The sequence below is a fragment of the Alistipes onderdonkii genome (genome assembly GCF_025145285.1).
GTDB lineage: Bacteria > Bacteroidota > Bacteroidia > Bacteroidales > Rikenellaceae > Alistipes > Alistipes onderdonkii.
This window is the reverse complement of sequence record NZ_CP102251.1, coordinates 1,108,281-1,126,717: the sequence shown is the minus strand read 5'-3', so window position 1 is coordinate 1,126,717 and position 18,437 is coordinate 1,108,281. Positions and strand designations below refer to the sequence as shown.

General features: G+C 51.8%; 10 protein-coding genes and 2 pseudogenes. 10 read left to right on the top strand and 2 right to left on the bottom strand.

The features are described from left to right. Nucleotides 1-25: 25 nt before the first annotated feature. The 4 genes from NQ559_RS04705 to NQ559_RS04690 all read left to right on the top strand — a co-directional run bounded on the left by NQ559_RS04705 (nucleotide 26) and on the right by NQ559_RS04690 (nucleotide 6,428). Complete coding sequence (locus NQ559_RS04705) at nucleotides 26-556, top strand: restriction endonuclease subunit S domain-containing protein (RefSeq protein ID WP_232045663.1); 531 nt, start codon at nucleotides 26-28, stop codon at nucleotides 554-556. Between the two features lie 77 nt (nucleotides 557-633). Then, a complete protein-coding gene (locus tag NQ559_RS04700) occupies nucleotides 634-1,917 on the top strand; it encodes an FRG domain-containing protein (protein ID WP_014775544.1) in 1,284 nt (427 codons plus the stop codon). Between the two features lie 7 nt (nucleotides 1,918-1,924). Beyond that, nucleotides 1,925-4,966, top strand: coding sequence for a type I restriction endonuclease subunit R (locus tag NQ559_RS04695; protein ID WP_014775545.1), 3,042 nt, complete (start codon nucleotides 1,925-1,927; stop codon nucleotides 4,964-4,966). Between the two features lie 454 nt (nucleotides 4,967-5,420). Then, nucleotides 5,421-6,428 carry an IS110 family RNA-guided transposase gene (locus NQ559_RS04690; RefSeq protein WP_018696364.1) on the top strand — a complete coding sequence of 336 codons (1,008 nt, stop codon included), beginning with the start codon at nucleotides 5,421-5,423 and terminating at the stop codon, nucleotides 6,426-6,428. A gap of 415 nt (nucleotides 6,429-6,843) precedes the next feature. Here the strand turns inward: NQ559_RS04690 and NQ559_RS04685 are convergent, their stop codons facing one another. Then, on the bottom strand, nucleotides 6,844-7,362 hold the full coding sequence (locus NQ559_RS04685) for a DUF3408 domain-containing protein (protein ID WP_018696363.1): 519 nt from the start codon (nucleotides 7,360-7,362) through the stop codon (nucleotides 6,844-6,846). Nucleotides 7,363-7,804: 442 nt separating this feature from the next. On the opposite strand from NQ559_RS04685, the gene NQ559_RS04680 reads away from it, so the two are divergent. Both NQ559_RS04680 and mobB read left to right on the top strand, forming a co-directional pair. Next, complete coding sequence (locus tag NQ559_RS04680; protein ID WP_014775548.1) at nucleotides 7,805-8,224, top strand: plasmid mobilization protein; 420 nt, start codon at nucleotides 7,805-7,807, stop codon at nucleotides 8,222-8,224. Next, a pseudogene (gene mobB / locus NQ559_RS16070) lies at nucleotides 8,209-9,425 on the top strand (conjugal transfer protein MobB). Before NQ559_RS04680 ends, mobB begins: the two are co-directional and overlap by 16 nt. Nucleotides 9,426-9,878: 453 nt before the next feature. On the opposite strand, the pseudogene fsa reads toward mobB, so the two are convergent. Beyond that, nucleotides 9,879-10,521, bottom strand: a pseudogene (gene fsa, locus NQ559_RS04665) (fructose-6-phosphate aldolase). A 407-nt stretch (nucleotides 10,522-10,928) separates the two neighbouring features. Here fsa and NQ559_RS04660 point away from each other — a divergent pair. The 4 genes from NQ559_RS04660 (at nucleotide 10,929) to NQ559_RS04645 (ending at nucleotide 18,427) form a co-directional block, all read left to right on the top strand. Continuing rightward, the gene (locus tag NQ559_RS04660; RefSeq protein ID WP_018696360.1) at nucleotides 10,929-12,239 is read left to right on the top strand and encodes an alpha-L-fucosidase; all 1,311 of its coding nucleotides are present in this window, start codon (nucleotides 10,929-10,931) and stop codon (nucleotides 12,237-12,239) included. Then, entirely contained in the window at nucleotides 12,236-14,857 is a 2,622-nt protein-coding gene (locus NQ559_RS04655) for a transglutaminase-like domain-containing protein (protein WP_014775550.1), read from the top strand. Before NQ559_RS04660 ends, NQ559_RS04655 begins: the two co-directional genes overlap by 4 nt. A 9-nt stretch (nucleotides 14,858-14,866) precedes the next feature. After that, nucleotides 14,867-15,598, top strand: coding sequence for a copper homeostasis protein CutC (locus NQ559_RS04650; RefSeq protein ID WP_018696359.1), 732 nt, complete (start codon nucleotides 14,867-14,869; stop codon nucleotides 15,596-15,598). A gap of 591 nt (nucleotides 15,599-16,189) precedes the next feature. Continuing rightward, nucleotides 16,190-18,427 (top strand): hypothetical protein, encoded by a 2,238-nt coding sequence (locus tag NQ559_RS04645; RefSeq protein ID WP_033395255.1) that lies wholly within the window; start codon nucleotides 16,190-16,192, stop codon nucleotides 18,425-18,427. Nucleotides 18,428-18,437 lie beyond the last annotated feature (10 nt).

Below are 18,437 nucleotides of genomic sequence, written 5' to 3'. Positions count from 1 at the left end.
TGCCCAATACCTTAATGGATTGGCTATGCAAAAATATCCAGCGATGCCTAATGAGGCAGGATTGCCAGTTTTAAAGATTAAAGAACTTGGACAAGGACAATGTGACACCAACAGTGATCGTTGCTCATCTTTAATAAAACCTGAATATATAATTTCTGATGGAACCATTATATTTTCTTGGTCAGGAACCCTACTTGTAGATATTTGGTGTGGTGGAAAATGTGGGCTCAACCAACATTTATTTAAGGTATCTTCGGCAAAGTATCCTCAATGGTTTGTTTTTTATTGGACAAAGCATCATTTGAATAAATTTATTCGCATTGCGAAAGACAAAGCGGTTACTATGGGGCATATCAAACGATGTGATTTAGAAATATCAAAAGTAAAAATCCCAAGTAAGCAGGCTTTGGTTAATTTAGATAAGTTATTTTCTCCCATCTTTAATAGAATGGTTACTTGTCGAATTGAAAATAGGAAATTATCATCTCTCCGCGATACCCTTCTACCCAAACTCATGTCCGGTGAGATCTCCGTTGAGGAGGTTTCCCTCGATTAGCTTGCTAAATTATCATTTATCAAAGTTACTATTGTAATTTCTATTTTTGTTATATTTGTATTAAACTGGGATTTCTAATGGAATTAGATCTTAATATTGATTCAAATGGCAATGTAATCGTCAATACATTGTCGGAATATGTTGCATATATTTCTCAGTTGCAAGCTGCCAATGAAGGTAGCAATGAGCGATTCTTTTTCAGGGGCCAATCCAATAAAAATTGGGATGTGCGCCCGTGTTTATTTAGAGAGAATAACCTGACGATTGAATCCGATATTATATCCGAGGCTTGTGCTCGTGCTCCTTTTGAATTTGGCGGCCGAAGTGCATTTGAACGACTGACAAAATTACAACATTATGGACTGCCAACCAGAATGTTGGATGTAACGCTAAATCCTTTAGTCGCGTTGTATTTTGCGTGTGCGAAATGTGAAGATAAAGAAAACTACGACAAGAATTATAAAGAATCTGATACTATTGATGTCGACTCCGATCATTCATTTGATAATGAATATGATGTCGATGGGGCTGTTTATTATAGACGGGCTTATGGACATAAGCATAATTCAGATGATATTGATCTGTTGGCCCGAATCGCGGAAATGGATTTCAGCGGAGATATTGTATTGCATCAATTGGTCGAGAAATTAGGACTACGCAGTCAAATAAAACAAGCCGAGGATTTTGAGGAACTGGCAAAGGTGATGCAAAATGCTTACTTTGTTATATCGACATTCAACAATGAACGTTTGATTCGGCAGAGCGGAGCTTTTTTGCTTTCTGGTAGCATTAATATTCAACTCAATAAATCTGATTACGGCGCCAGTCGGATCGAGAAGAGCAGTTGTTCTTTAAATAGCCAGTTTGCGAGCGAAAGGATAATCATACCGGCCGGAAGCAAGGAAAGCCTTTTAGAAGAATTGAATTTCTACAATATAAACCAAGGGGCTTTATTTCCGGAGTTGGAGCATCAGATGGCATATATCAAATATAGTATGTGTAAATCTAATGTCAGAAGCGCTTCATCTTTTGAAAAGATAGATTTTGATGCAATAAAAGCTGAAGAATCTAAGGAAAGTGTTGAGATAGCTGAATCCGTAGTGAGAGAAGAGTTAGTTGATAAGGCTATTTATGATATCATATCACAATATATTTCAGATGATGCTATAAAACAGAATGTTCTTCGAATTATTACACGGCAAACCGAATATATAGATTGGGCCAATAAGGAAGCGACCATTAGTGATTTGAGGCGTAAAATCAAACGAAGCCTGTCTTTACAATCTATTAGTTCTGATGTCGCAACGCAATCTGCGCGTAATATGGTATCACAACTTGTTAACTTGTATGTGAAAAAATAACAATTATATGCACTTCACCGAAGATGATTTTGAAAACGCTATTCTCGAGTTGTTTCGAGAGCAATTAGGCTATGATTATGTGTACGGTCCCAATGTAATGCGCGACTATGCAGAACCGCTTTACGTGGAGGTGCTGGAGGCTGTGTTGCCGCAGATCAATCGTGGACTGCCACAGGCCGCTATTGACGAAGCTATGGTGAAAATTCGGACCTATGAGGGCGGAACGTTGGTACAGAAGAATGAATTGTTCACGGATTATTTGCAAAATGGCGTAGCTGTCAATTATTTCGATGGCCGCGAGCAATGTTCCGCAAATGTCCGGCTTGTCGATTACGATTCACCGTTACATAATCGGTTTACGATCGCTAATCAATGGACGGTCGATGGGCACTCGGTAAGGCGTGCGGATATGATCGTATTTGTCAATGGATTGCCGCTGGTGGTGGTCGAACTCAAATCGCCATCGCGTGAGAATACAGACGTGTCGGAAGCTTATGCACAATTGCGTAACTATATGCAGGAGATTCCGTCACTCTTTATCTATAACGCTTTTTGTGTGATGAGCGATCAGGCGATGACTAAGGCGGGGACGATCACAGCGGGTGAAGACCGTTTTATGCAGTGGAAAACGGTAGATGGGAGTTATGAAGATACCCATAGCGCGAATTTCGATGTGCTTTTCGCGGGAATGTTCGAAAAAACGCGGTTTGTTGAATTGTTGCGGAATTTTGTTTGTTATTCGAAAGACGGTAAACAGGATATTAAGATATTAAGTGCCTATCATCAGTTTTATGCCGTACACAAGGCTGTGCTTTCGACGGTTAAAGCAGCTGAGACAGATGGTCGGGGTGGCGTGTTTTGGCATACGCAGGGCAGCGGAAAGTCATTGTCGATGGTCTTTTTCGCCAAGCAGTTGCAGCAGGCGATGTCGTCGCCGACTATCGTCGTGCTGACAGACCGTAACGATTTGGACGGTCAGTTGTACCGGCAGTTCGCTTGTTGCAGGGATTTTTTGCGTCAGACACCCGTGCAGGCCGAAAGTCGGGCTCATCTTCGGGAATTATTGGCGGGACGCGAAGCGAACGGTATCTTTTTCTCGACGATGCAGAAATTCGAAGAGAGCGAAGAACCTCTTTCGACGCGACGAAATATAGTTGTTATGGCCGACGAGGCGCATCGCAGTCAATACGGATTGGAGGAGAGGGTCAGGATGGTTACGGATGCTGACGGGGTAACGCAAGCCAAAGTTGTAATCGGCGCGGCGCGTCTGGTGCGTAATGCGTTGCCGAATGCTACCTATATCGGGTTTACCGGAACGCCTATTTCGCAAAAAGATCGGTCGACACGCGAAGTGTTTGGAGATTACATCGACGTGTACGATATGACGCAGTCGGTGGAGGACGGTGCGACACGGCCGGTATTTTACGAGAGCCGTGTAATCAATCTGAAACTCGACGAGCAGTCCTTGCGGCGTATTGATGCGGAGTATGATGCGATGGCTGAGGAGGCGGAAGAGTATGTCATTGAGAAAAGCAAGCGTGAATTGGGGCGGCTCGACTCGATCCTTGGAGCTGACGCGACGGTGGCATCATTGTGCGAGGACATCGTAAAACACTATGAGGAATTCCGGCAATACGAGCAGACGGGTAAGGCGATGATAGTAGCCTATTCGCGGCCAATAGCGATCAAGATTTACCGTCGGATTCTCGAAATGCGTCCGGTGTGGAGTGACAAGCTGGCTGTTGTGATGACTTCCGGTAATAAAGATCCGGAAGACTGGCGGGCGATTATTGGAAATGATTCCCACAAGAAAGAGTTGGAGAAGCGGTTCAAAGACAACGATAGCTCGTTGAAAATCGTCATCGTAGTTGATATGTGGCTTACGGGTTTCGACGTACCTTCGCTTTCGACGATGTATGTCTATAAACCGATGTCCGGACACAATCTAATGCAGGCTATTGCTCGTGTGAATCGTGTGTTTGGGGATAAACAAGGTGGTTTGGTTGTGGATTATGTGGGTATCGCTTCGGCGTTGAAGACGGCGATGAACGATTATACATACCGTGACCGCAAAAATTATGGTGATACGGATGTGGCTAAAACCGCCTATCCGGAGTTTCAGAAGAAACTGGACGTTTGCCGTGATCTGATGTATGGATTCGATTATGGTGCTTTCTTCGGTAAGTCTGATTTGGAGCGGGCGAAAGCCATCAGCGGAGGTGTCGATTTCATGCAGTCCCCCGAGCGGATGGAAACGAAAAAACTCTATATCAAAGAGGCGCTGCTGCTGCGGCAGGCATTGTCGCTTTGTCAGAGTTTACTGAATTATGAGCAACGTATCGAAGCTGCCTATTTTGAGGCGGTTCGCACATTACTGACGCGCGTGGAAGCCAAGGGCAAGATTTCGTTCCGTGAGATTAACGGGCGTATTAATGAATTGCTCAAGCAGAGTATCAAGAGCGAAGGGGTAATTAATCTTTTCTCCGATATCAAGGAGGAGTTCTCTTTGTTCGATTCGAAATTCCTGGAAGAGGTTGCCCGGATGAAGGAACGGAACTTCGCCGTAGAATTATTGCGTAGGTTGATTGCAGAGCAGGTACAACTATATCAGCGAACGAATACGGTACGAGCCGAGAAGTTTTCGGAAATTCTGGCCGATGCCATGAGCCGCTATTTGAAAGGGATGCTGACGAACGAAGAGGTTATCGAAGAACTGCTGAAAATAGCCCGTGAGATCGTTCACGGCGAAAAGGCCGGCAAGTCGCTTAATCTGAACAGCGAAGAACTTGCCTTTTATGATGCGTTGACCAAGCCTGAGGCTGTAAAAGATTTCTATTCCAACGATCAGTTGGTCGCTATTACGCGAGAGTTGACAGATGCGCTTCGGCGAAACAAGACGATTGACTGGAATATGAAGGAGAGTGCTCGTGCCGGAATGCGGCGTATTGTCAAACGATTGTTGAAAAAGTATAATTATCCGCCTGCTGGGCAGGAAGATGCTTTGAATACGATTATGGAGCAGTGTAAGAAGTGGAACGAAAATAATTGAATGAGATAGCTATGGGTAAGTTGGAAGAGTCAGTCGTATAATGATTTTGCAAGATATAGTAATAGGCAGTGTCCATAATTTTGTGTAAATGGGAGAATAGGATTCAGTTTGAGTTACGCTCCCCTCGATCCCGGAATATCGTCATCTCTTTCCGCCGGCAGGGAATTAAACGCCGGAGATGGAAATACGCAAGGCCATGCGAATCGCCCGAAGGGCGAGCCTTGCGTATTTCCATCTTTGGCGTTTTGCTGGTCGCATGTAGATTTGCAGCGTGATGTAATCACAGGTAATTTCGATATGGAGTCGCAGTGAACCGGGGCTTGTCGTAAGCTTTGAGGCTTGGCGGTAGATTTGGACTGCGACTCCATTAACCAGAGAGAATGGCTGTTTAGAATTGTAGGTTTGAAGACCTGGTACATGTGATAGCATACGACTCTCACAAAACTAACAAGTTATGCACTATTTGTATTATGTAGGTCTGGATGTGTCGAAAGAGACTTTCGATGCGTCTTTGGTCGCCTTCGAGGATGCAAACGAGATGGCTCACCGCAAATTCGCCAACTCCCGAAAAGGGATCTGCTCGTGTCTGCACTGGGTTGAGAAGCGGCATGGTATTCTGCTCGACGATGTGATTTTCTGCGCCGAGGATGTGGGGAGCTACATATCCGAGATGGCGGTTTGTGCTTCCGACAGGACGCTGACTTTCAATTTTTCACTGATCTCGCCGTTGGTAATCAAGTATTCGATGGGTATTGCCCGTGGCAAAACAGACAGAGTGGATGCCCGGCGTATCGCCGAGTATGCGATCACTCACTATCGGAAGATAGCCCTTTATCTGCCGGCAGAGAAGGAACTGTGTCAGTTGCGCACATGGCTGATCTTAAGGGCTTATCTGGCAAAACAACGTGTAGCGAAACTGGTGTTGCTCGAAAAATTAGACTACAAAGAGAAATTCGCGGATGTATCTATTCAACGTTCCATGCTCCAGGAGGAGATCGCGTATGCAGAAACTCATATGAAAACCATCGAACGGGAAATGAAGGAATTGATAGCCGCCGACAGCAACATTTGCCGGAACTACAAGCTGCTGACCAGCATCAAAGGTGTAGGGCCGATCACGGCCATTGTGATGCTCTGTTCGACGCTTAATTTCACCAAAATCACAGACCACCGCAAGTTTGCCTGCTATTGCGGGCTGGCTCCGTTCGAACATAGCTCCGGCACAAGCGTTCGCGGGGGATGCCACACATCGAGCATGGCGAATCGAGACATTAAAGTACAACTGAACCGCAGTGCACTGATTGCCATCAGGTGTGATCCGCAACTAAAGGCATATTACGAACGCAAAGTGGCTGAAGGTAAACATAAATTCAGCGTCCTGAATGCTGTGAGGGCCAAAATCGCCGCCAGATGCTTTGCCGTCGTAAGGCGTGGAACACCATATGTAGCGTTGCAGATATAATCCGGCATACATATCTGCCATTCGATAAGATTTTGAGATCATTCAAAATCTCAAAATCTTATTGTCGGAACAGTCCGTCTAATTGGGAGCCGAACCTACTCATAATTAATGTATTGTCATTTCCGTACTCCGCAAATTAACGATTCTGACTATGGGATGCAAGGCTATACAAGCGCTTCGCGGCCTTGCATCCCATAGCCAGAATCATTTTGCTAAACGCTACGACAAAAAATGACAATTTCCGGGCATGAAACTTTTTGCAGCTTTTATTTGGTTTTATCTTAGAATTCTACCGTCGGAAAAGACGACATTCTGCGGCTCCTAACGATCCGGTTCCGATGTTCAGCCGCGATCGGCCTGCCCGTTCGACGGCCCCCTCCCGTCCTGCTATCTGCCGTCGAAATACCCCGCTTTTTCAAAACGGCCGTCTGTTGTTCTTCTTCTCGTGGAGATAATTCAACTCGTCGCTGTAAATGTCCATGACGAACCGCAGCATATTGTCGGCCAATGCCGTAAGCCTTGTCGTATCGTCTCCCAGCAGGTGGAGGATTGCCGACACTTTGCACTTGGTTTGGGTACTGACATAGATCGCAGAGCGATTACGGCAATCCACCGGAGCGAAGAACGTGCGTTCGAAATCCGGCAGCGCGATCTTTTTACGCCGGAATCCGGCCGACTCCTTTCCAGTAGTCGTTTGGGTGTCGACGTCTGTTTTCTCAGCAGTCGGTGCCGATGCTCCGGATACCGTTTCCGATGTGTTTCCCTCGGGAGTGTCCGTATCTTCCTCTTCCGGTTCGGGAATCCTGCGGACGACTTTCGAGTCCAAAGGGGCTTGTCCGGCGATCATCTGACGCATCAGTTCCTCGTCGACTTCGATACGGGGACGCTTAGCAGGATTGGGTGCGGGGTTGTCTTTTTCCTTTAATGAATCCATGGTGCAACGTTTTTGAGATTGATTGTCAGCCATACGGGCATAGAGCATGTATGTCTGGTTTATTGGGTTAAACCATTCAAAATGCCGTTTTCCGTTTCATGCGGTTTGTATCGGAATAATGAACGGAATAAGAAAACCTGCCTTTCATGATGCAAGATACAATCGACTGAAATGCCTCGATTCCGATGTCCGCTCACGTCCGTTCCAGTCCGTTCGGCGGGCTTTTTTTCATCTCCAGACGGTTGTAATATTGCACCGGGAAAGACCCGCCCTCGGAGGCTTTTCAAAGTTTTCACAAAAAATTTTCCGCCGCGGATTTTGTTATCGCCAGATAACAGCGAGCTGTACCTTTGTATGCCGAAAAATTTTTCGGCATACAAAGGTGCTCGCTCTGCGAGGCCGGGTGGCGTTCCCGAGTCACGCCACTTAAACTACCAGCTTGATGACAACCACGAAAAAGAGGATCGGACGCCCGACAACGACAGATCCCAGAGTTCACAGGTATAATTTCAAACTCACCACCGAAGAGAATATCCGCTTTAAGCAGATGCTTTGTGAGGCAGGATTGGAGCATAACCGTAGCCGTTTTATCGTCAAAAGGCTCTTTGCCGAGGAGTTTGTCGTCATCAAACGCGATCCGTCGAAGACGCAATTCGTCGCCCGGCTGAATGATTTTTATTTCCAATTCCAGAAACTTGCGAACAACTACAACCAGATTGTAAAGGCTGTCAATTCGCACTTTTCCAACGTTGCTATCCCGCATCAGATCGCTGCATTGGAGCAACGGACCCGCGAGCTGAAAGCCCTGAGTATCGAGATTCTCAACCTCGCAAAACAGGCTAAGGAATGGTTGCGAATATAAGATCGGGCTCCTCGCCCGGCGGAGCCTTGTACTACAACAAGGAGAAAGTGGATAAGAATGAGGCCGAAGTGCTCCTCTGGCAGAAGATGCTCGAACCCTTCAATAAACACGGGCGAATGGATATCGATGCCTGCATGGAGAGCTTCCGGCCCTACCTCGAAGCTAACAGAAGGACGACCAATACGGTCTTCCATGTCTCGCTGAATCCTTCGCCGGAAGACAGACTGACAGACGAACGGCTCCGGGACATTGCCCGCGAGTACATGGAGCGCATGGGTTACGGCGAACAGCCCTATATCGTTTTCAAGCACAAGGACATTTCCAGAGAGCATCTCCATATCGTGTCGCTGCGGGTCGATGAGCAGGGCCGCAAACTCCCGCACGATTTCGAGGCCCGGCGCTCGATGGAAATTCTGCGTGATTTGGAGCGGAAATACGGTCTGCATCCGAGTATCAAAGGCGAGGAACAAGCAGACAGGCTCGGCTTGCGCAAAGTAAACTATAAAGAGGGCAATGTCAAACAGCAGATATCGTCCGTCGTGCGGTCGTGCTTGTGCAATTACAAATGTTCGTCCTACGGAGAGTTTCGCACCCTGCTGGAACGTTTCAATGTCTCAGTTGAAGAACGTACGGGAACCATCGACGGCAGGGATTATGCCGGAGTGATCTACGGGCCCTGACCGATGACGGCTATGGCATCGGTACTCCGTTTAAATCGAGCCGTATCGGCCGGGATGTCGGCTACAAGGCTCTTCAAAAGTATTACGAGCGGTCGAAGAGTGCGCTGAAGCAGGACGGAACGCTCGACCGACTTCGGCAAACAGTCAAAGACGCCATGAGCCCACACAATACACGGGACGAGTTCCGGCGACTGCTCAAAGCGGAGAATATCGACACGATTTTCCGCATTAACCCGGTCGGCAGAATCTATGGTGTGACTTTCATTGACCATAACGACGGCATCGTTGCCCGCAGGTCGGTACTGGGAAAAGAGTTTTCGGCAAATGTTTTCAATGAACTCTATCCGGCACCGAAAAACGACAAGCAGGTTCCAGAACAACACACAGCACCGTAACACGAAATACAAAACCATATCGCCAATCCTATTTCTGGCATTGTCGATACGCTATTGGACCTGACCGACACGCAGGCCTATGAAGAACAGCAGCGGCAGATGCAACGATTTCGAAAGAGGAGGTGACATTTTTTTGATATGAAGACTGATACTTACTGTACGAAGGATCTTTCGCGGGTGGGAAGATGTTTGATTCATAGGACATTATGTTGCTTTTCAGATAAGAAGTATATCGCTTATAGAGTAAAAAACGTAATTGTAAACGAGGTTTCGGTGTCCAAAGCGTTACCTCGTTGACTTTTGCTTAGAAATTGTGTATTGTGTTGAATTAGATCATGTTAATGCGTTGTTCGTCTTGGCGGCCGACTCTGCCGAAATTATTTTTGTAACCCTCAAGAGGCGTGTGCAGTATGTTGACGCTGTGGCATGTTGTCAGACAAGACGAACTGTTTATAGAGTGATTCTCTGGCCGACTATAATATTTATAACAAAAGTCCTATGTTCGTATATAGGACTTTTGTCATTTTGTACATTCAAGCGTATAGATGTCATCCGGAAATGTCGCAATTCGGTTTCCGTTCAGGTATTCAGCCGTGCATGGTCTGCGAGGAACTTCTCCAGCCCGCTGTTCGTCATCGGATGTCTGAGCAACCCTTCGATTGCCGCAAGGGGGCATGTCGCCACATCGGCTCCCGCATCGAGGCACTGGATAATATGCTGCGTATGACGGATCGAAGCGGCCAGCACCTGCGTTTTGTAACCATAGGTGCGGTAGACCTTCACGATGTGGGCTACCAATGCCACGCCGTCTTCGGAGATGTCGTCGAGACGTCCCACGAACGGAGACACGTAGGTCGCTCCGGCCTTTGCGGCGAGCAACGCCTGTCCCACGGAGAATACCAGCGTGCAGTTCGTCCGGATATCCTTGGCGGCAAAATATTTTACGGCCCGGATTCCTGCGGCCGTGCAGGGCAGTTTCACGACGATGCGGGGATGCAGCGCCGCCAGCGCCTCACCCTCTCGCACCATTCCTTCGAAGTCTGTGGCTATGACCTCGGCGCTCACGTCTGCAGATTTCAACATAATGACGGTTGCAGTTTTCCGTACCCCGGATGTTCTCTTTGGCCATCAGCGATGGGTTGGTCGTTACGCCGTCCAGGACGCCCAGTTCATGCGCCTTGCGGATTTGTTCCAGATTGGCCGTGTCGATAAAGAATTTCATGGCTCAAATAGTTTTTACGGTTTCTTAAAGATACGAAGAAAATTCCAGACTACAGAAATCGTAGAGCGAATAACGTTAGAGTGTTGTCAGTTATGATCTATCAGCTTTGCTCGGTTGTGGGATTCGTAAAGGAGGCCGTCAAAAAAAAATCATGTTGTTCTGCCAAGTATAGGTGTCGGTGCAACTGCCTCGGTATGCGTTGGCAGAGTAGCCTTTTAATTGACGCTAAAAGAGGTATTTTACAGAATACTTGACTTTAAAGCATATTAAAATTTTTGGTTTTGATATGCTTTGATGAGTTTTTGTGCTATCTTTGGATATTCATTTAATATAGAATTTGCCTCTTCTTTGAAAAAAAGAAAGGTAGATAAGCATTGTAAATACCCGGGCTAAATTTTTACTCGCAGATGATAAAAAAACTGTTTTTTACATTGCTTTGCACTGCTGTCTGCCGAACGATATCGGCACAGGTGGTTGATCCTTATGTCCCGGCGCCCGAAAACCTTCGGGCTCGGACGGAGTTTCAGGATGCCAAATTCGGCATTTTCCTTCATTGGGGGCTCTACTCGCTGCTCGGCACGGGCGAATGGACTATGACCAACCGCAATATCAATTATCAGGAGTACGCCAAGCTGGCCAATGCGTTTTATCCACATGATTTCGATGCCGCGGAGTGGGTCTCGGCCATCAAATCCTCGGGTGCGGGGTACGTCTGCTTCACGACGCGCCACCACGACGGCTTTTCGATGTGGGACACCGCGCAGACGGACTACGACATCGTGGACGCCACGCCGTATAAACAGGATGTCGTGAAAGCGCTCTCCGACGAGTGCTCCCGTCAGGGCATCCGCCTGCACCTCTATTATTCGCTGATCGACTGGTACCGCGACGACTGCCCGCGCGGGCGGACGGGGCTTGGGACGGGGCGTCCCGGAACGGGGATCGACTATGCGCACTATTACGACTTCATGAAACGCCAGCTCACGGAACTGCTGACGGGTTACGGTTCGGTGGGCGCCGTGTGGTTCGACGGGGTGTGGGACCAGGACCAGAACCTGGATTTCGACTGGAAACTCCGCGGGCTGTACGACTATATCCATGCCATCAGGCCGGCCTGTCTGGTGGGTAACAACCACCACCTTGTGCCGTTCGAGGGCGAGGATATCCAGATTTTCGAGCGCGACCTTCCGGGCGAGAACACCGCCGGACTTTCGGGGCAGGAGATCGGCCGCCTGCCGCTCGAAACGTGCCAGACGATGAACGGCATGTGGGGCTACAAGATCACCGACCTCGACTACAAATCGTCGAAGACGCTGATCCACTACCTCGTGCGGGCTGCGGGCCGCAACGGAAACTTGCTGCTCAACATCGGTCCCCAACCCGACGGAAAACTGCCTGCGACGGCCGTCGAACGGCTGCGGGAGATGGGCGAATGGCTCGCCCGGTACGGCGAAAGCATCTACGGAACCCGCGGCGGCGACATCCCGCCCCACGACTGGGGCGTGACGACGCGCAAGGGCGACAAACTTTACGTGCATGTGCTCGATTTGCAGGACGATGCGCTGTACCTGCCGCTTGCGGAAAAAGTCGGGGAAGCCCGGTGCCTGAACAACGGCGAGCGGGTGAAGTTCGACACGCTCCGGGGAAAAGGGATCGTCCTGAATCTGGAGCATGTTCCCGAGGATACCGACCGAATCATAGAACTCACTTTACGATGAAAAAAACGACACAGCTATTCGCCGGCCTGCTTATGCTCACGGGCGTGTTGTCGGCGTGCTCCCCGGCCGGCAACGAGGGTTTCATGCGGCGCGTGGAGACCGATTTCCGGCACAAACAGGAGCTGCTCCCCCGGGGCGATCTGTTCGGGATATTCGACGAACCGATGACGCCGCAGGAACGCGATGCAATGACGTTTCTCTATGCCTATATGCCCGTGGGGGACATTACCGACTATCTGGGCGATTTTTATCTGGAAAACGTGCGCTGTGCGCTGTCTGTCCGGCAGGAGATGCCTTGGGGCAGGAGCGTCTCCGACGAGTTGTTCCGGCATTTCGTGCTGCCCGTGCGGGTCAACAACGAGTGTCTCGATGATTCGCGCCGGGTATTTCACGATGAACTCAAACCCCGCGTCGAGGGGCTGTCGATGTATGACGCCATCCTCGAAGTGAACCACTGGTGTCACGAGAAGGCCAACTACCAGCCGTCGGATGCGCGAACTAGTTCGCCGCTGGCCACCGTGCGCACGGCTTACGGCCGCTGCGGCGAGGAGTCCACGCTGCTCGTTGCGGCCCTGCGGTCGGTGGGCATCCCGGCCCGGCAGGTCTACACGCCCCGCTGGGCGCACACCGACGACAACCACGCCTGGGTAGAGGCCTGGGCCGACGGACGGTGGCATTTCCTCGGGGCCTGCGAGCCGGAACCGGTGCTCGACCTGGGGTGGTTCAACGCCCCGGCCAGCCGCGGGATGCTGATGCATACCAAGGTCTTCGGCTATTACGACGGTTCGGAGGAGGTGATGAAAACCACGGCCAACTACACCGAGATCAATGTGATCTCGAACTATGCCGCGTGCGCCCCGCTCACCGTGACGGTCACCGACACGGCGGGCAGTCCCGTGGAGGGTGCGACCGTGGAGTTCAAACTTTACAATTACGCCGAGTTCTACACCGTATCGCGCAAAACGACCGACGTCCGGGGGCGGGCGTCGCTGTCGGCGGGTCTGGGCGATATGCTTGTCACGGCTGTCTGTGATGGCCGGTTTGGGGTTCGGAAGGTTTCTTTCGGGAGGGAGACGGAGGCGACGGTGGTGCTGGAGCATGCGATCGGCGACGAATTCTCCTTCCCCGTCGACATCGTTCCTCCGGCCGAGAGCGCGAATTTGCCGGAGGTGACGGCCGCTCAGCGTGCGGAGAACGACCGTCGCTTCAACCGCGAAGACTCCATCCGCAACGCCTATATCGCCACGTTCCCGGCGAAACCCGCCGTTGCGGAGTTTGCACGTTCTGTCGGCATGAAGCCGGACGATGTGGCCGGATTTATCGCCGCTTCGAGAGGCAATCACGCCGAAATTATGGATTTCCTGCGCGGCGCGAGCCGGAAAGGATGCACCGGGCGGGCGCTGCAACTGCTCGCCACGCTGTCGGAAAAGGATCTGCGCGATACGCCGTCGGCGGTGCTCGCGGATCATCTTTATAATACGGACAAGAATGCCGACGCCGCGACCGTGCTGGCCCCGCGTGTGGCCGATGAGATGCTCACGCCCTACCGGTCGTTCCTGCAGCGGGAAATTCCGGCCGCCGATGCCGCCGCGTTCCGCCGTGACCCGCAGCGTCTGGTGGCGTGGTGCCGCGACAGCTTGACCCTGCGTCCGGAACTCTGCACCGTCTCCACGACCATCTCGCCCGAAGGCGTGTGGCGTAGCCGGACGGCCGACAAACTCTCGCGGGCTATCTTCTTCGTTGCCGCGGCTCGTTCGCTCGGCATCCCGGCGTGGATCGACCGCGTGACGGGCAACCTCTTCTACCGCCATGCCGGGAAGGATGTGCCCGTCGATTTCGACGCGGCCGGGAACCGGGAACTGGAGACCGGGCGGCTGCAATTGAACTATGCGCCGATTCCGCGTCTCGACGATCCGGAGTATTTCCGGCACTTCTCCCTTTCGCGCTTCGACGGGCAGTCGTTCTCCCTGCTGAACTATCCTGATTTCGAGCGGTGGAGCGAGCTGTTCCGGGCTCCCGCCGATCTGGAAACCGGTTATTATATGCTTGTGACGGGCAGCCGGCTCGCCAGCGGCAGCGTGCTGGGGAACGTGTCGTTCTTCAACGTCCGTCCGGACAGTACGACCGAAACGAACCTGACGATGCGCGACAATTCGGAGGCGGTTCGCGTGATCGGGAGTTTCGATTCGGAGTCGAAATTCACTGACGCCGCGACGGGAGCCGAAACGTCGGTCCTCACGACTGCGGGACGTGGTTATTTCGTGATCGGATTGCTGTGCGTCGGACAGGAGCCTACAGATCATGCGCTGAAGGATATCGCGGCCAAAGCCGCGGAGCTTGAAGCGTGGGGACGCTCGCTGATCCTGCTCTTCCCCGACGAGGGGGCGTACCGGAAATACACGGCGTCGCCCGCGGCCCCGCTGCCGGCGACCGTCACCTTTGGCATCGACCGCGACGGCTCGGTTCGCAGGCGGATTCTCGAAGCGATGCAGCTGCCGGGGAACGTTTCGCTTCCGGTCTTTCTGATCGGCGATACGTTCAACCGTGTCGTGTTCGAATCCCACGGCTATACGATTGGCCTCGGCGACCGTCTTTTGTACACCATACACCAATTATGACCGGAATTTATGACGACTGAACTTTGCGCCTATACCTGCGATGCGTGCGATATAGCCCGGCGGACAGGCGTCACGCGCATCGAGCTTTGTGCCGCGCCCTTCGAAGGGGGTACGACCCCTTCCGCCGGGCTGATCCGCTACGCCCGGAGTCTACCGGGCCTGCGGCTGAGCGTGATGATACGCCCTCGGGGCGGGGATTTTTGCTATACGGATGCCGAAACGGCGCTGATGGCCGAAGAGATTCGCTTCGCCCGTGCCTGCGGAGCCGACGGGGTGGTCCTCGGCGTGCTGACCCCCGACGGAGAGGTGGACGAGACGCGCACGGCGCAGCTTGTCCGCGAGGCTGAGGGGATGGAGGTGACGTTCCACCGCGCGTTCGACATGACGCGCGATCCCCGGCAGGCGCTCGAAGCGGTCATTCGCACCGGATGCCGCCGGGTGCTCACCTCCGGAGGCCGCAATACGGCGCAGGAGGGTGTCGGGACGCTGCGAGCCTTGGCGGCGCAGGCGGCCGGCCGCATCGAAATCATGGCCGGAAGCGGCGTCAATCCGTCGAACGCCCGCCTGCTGGCCGCCACAGGGGTCGATGCCCTGCACTTCAGCGCCCGCCGGGAACGTGAGGGCGCGATGCGCTTCCGCAATCCGCAGGTTTCGATGGGCGGGTGTGCCGGTGTTCCGGAATACTCCGTGACCGATGCCGACGAAACTCTCGTCCGGAAACTGTTGGCCAAGCTGGAATAACAACGATTGATTTCAGCTCGGAGGGTGTGGTGCTCGGATGTGGCAGCCAGACGGTTGTCACTGTGTATATTTCACCCCGACTATCGGGATAAGGTAATGTGAGGTTTGCAGGACGCGGGCGTGGTATATCCACTCATCTGGAAAGAGATCATATTTATATATAGTATATTTTATTCCATCCTTGTTTTTGGTTTGGCGGAGCAGTTTCGAAGCGGTCGATCTGCCCGATTTCGCCGTCGGTCTGAAGTGCGAATCTGTTCTTAAAATGCGCATTTTGCAAGACTTTTTTATGCATTTGGAGCGTAATTGCTGATGATTTTTTTGCGAAAAATTAATTAGGATAAAATCTTTTTATTATTTTTGCAACAGAGAGAATCCTCTTTCCTCGTCAAATCGCGAGGGGGGGGGATTTTTCCTTAGCACCGTTCTCGTGCCAAGTCGATAAAATCCCGAAACTCGAATAAGTAATTTTTTGGAATCCGTCCAGGGTTTCATTATGTAGATTGTATCGACTGTTTTAAGTATGGCATTTCATTATGCTTATCACATCCGAAAGCCAAACCGGGAAGCCGGTTCATTAAATCTCATCCTATGAAAAAGTTGTACCTATTCTTTCTGGCCATGCTCTGCATGGCAGGAGCGTCCGTACTGAATTCATGTTCGGACGACGATTCCACTCCATCCGGCAACCCCGATATGCCAGAAAGCGGGAATGCCCTGATCTGCAACGGTGTCGTGCGGGAAATCAAATCCGCCGTCTACACGGTCGAGACTCCCGGAAACGGCGAAAAGGCAGATGCTTCGGAAGCTGCCTCCGTCTATACGATCTATCTCTCGCCGACGGCAGGGCTTGTGGATGTGGACGGCATGCTGATCGCCGACGATGCCGTCAAAATTACCGTCAAACAACCTTCCGGAGCCGTCGATTTTGCGGTTGCCGGCAACGGAATCGCCTATGGGGAGATCGACGTAAACTCCTCGAACGTCGGAGAAGCCTCGAAAGCGGATCTCTCGGTCGAGTTCCTCTCGGCCCGCGTCGCTCGTATTTCCGCCGAAATCGAAACCGGCGGAAAAACGCTGACGGTTGCCTATTACGGACTGTGCAAGAATTCCGACGCTTCGGAGGTGGGAGATGACGCAGACAAGGTGTTGCTGGATAAAGTTCCGCTGTCGTGGTACCTCGGCCCGGTCAAGGGCGTGGAGTCGCACAACTATTATATGGCCTTCACGGATGCCGAGCATACCGTATCCAAAGGGCGGGTGACGCTCAAAGAGGCGGGTTACCTTTTCGTGGCCGACCTCTATGCGGTTCCGGGCGAAGATGCCTACACGCTTCCCGAGGGTGAATATATGGCCAGCCAGCTCAACGAGGATCACACGTTCACGTCCCAATATACCGGTGTTCAGTATATCGACGCCGAAGGCAATAAGACCCAGTTGTCGCTGGTTTCGGGAGAGCCGTTGAAAGTCTCCCACGAGGGTGACGTCTGGAGCGTTTCGCTTCGTTTCGTCGATACGGACGGTTCCGAAAAGAGCATCGTCTACGAGGGACAGCTCCAGATCGTCGATCAGCCGGAGGACGGCGGCTTCTACCTGCCGCAGATCGGACGCGACGTGGAAGTGGTCGGATTCAGCGCCACCGCGACCTATTACGGCAACATGCTCGAAGCAGGTACCGGCATGATGCAGATCAACATTTACGACGAAACCTACGACACGGAGGAGGGGCAGGGCGGTCTCGCCGCTGCGCTCGTCGTATTCAACGACCTGTTCGGCAATCCGAAGGAAGCCGTGATCAAGCCCCACGAATATCTGGCCAACACCTCGTTCCAATGGGGGTCGTGGATGCCCGCCGTGGAAATTCCGATGGAGGGGCTGGTATTCCCGCTCGGCACTTATGTCCAGTTGGACGACGGAACCTCTTTCGGACAATTTTCCTACGGAAAGGAGGGCATCATCAAGATCGAGGCCGCCGGTACGGCCCAAGGCGAAGACGGCAAAATAGAACCGGTATACAAGATCGAGTTCAACCTTACCTCGAAGGACGGCTTTACCCTCAAGGGCTCGTACACCGGAGTCATTCCGATCACCGACGCATCCGACGACAAGTCCGATGACGACGGCACCTCGACGCTCGAGCGTGACTACGACATGGATCTGTCGAAGATCAAAAAGGCGCATTACTATACTTCGGATCAGGTCTATATCCAAGGCATCGGCTACAAACCGATCAGTTCCTACGGATGCGGTCTGCAATTCATCAATATCGGTATCGAATGGGTAGGAGACCATCTCGAAGACTTCGTGGATCGCGAGCCGGGCGGTGACATCGTCCGTGTGGAACTTACCACCGAGCCGGGCAAGGAGAACGAAATCACTCCGGGAACCTACGAGGTGACCGAACAGCGCTGGCCGGCATACATCAAACCCGGCGTCATGATGCGCGGCATTATGCTGGACGGCGGTCTGCATGGCAGCCGGTGGATGCACCAGACTTATTCGATGTGGGGAGATGACAACAAGATCTTCGAATACATGGACGGACACGCCCTGCTCTACGACGGTCAGGTTACGATCACCAAGGTCGAGGGCGAAGGCAAGGAGAACTGGTACCGGTTCGAGGTCGACGGCATCTGCGTGCGCAAGCATCATGTGCGCGGAACGTGGGAAGGCCCTGTCGTAAGCCAAACGGGGCGTGCTGCGGCCGAAAAGGATCATCTCGAACCGCCCAGACTGCTTCGCCGCCTGCCGGCTCCGTCGGTTCCGATGAGCCGTCTGGCCGAAGAACTGCCGGGCATCATGTTCCGCAAGGCCGGAATGACCGAATGACAACAGAAAA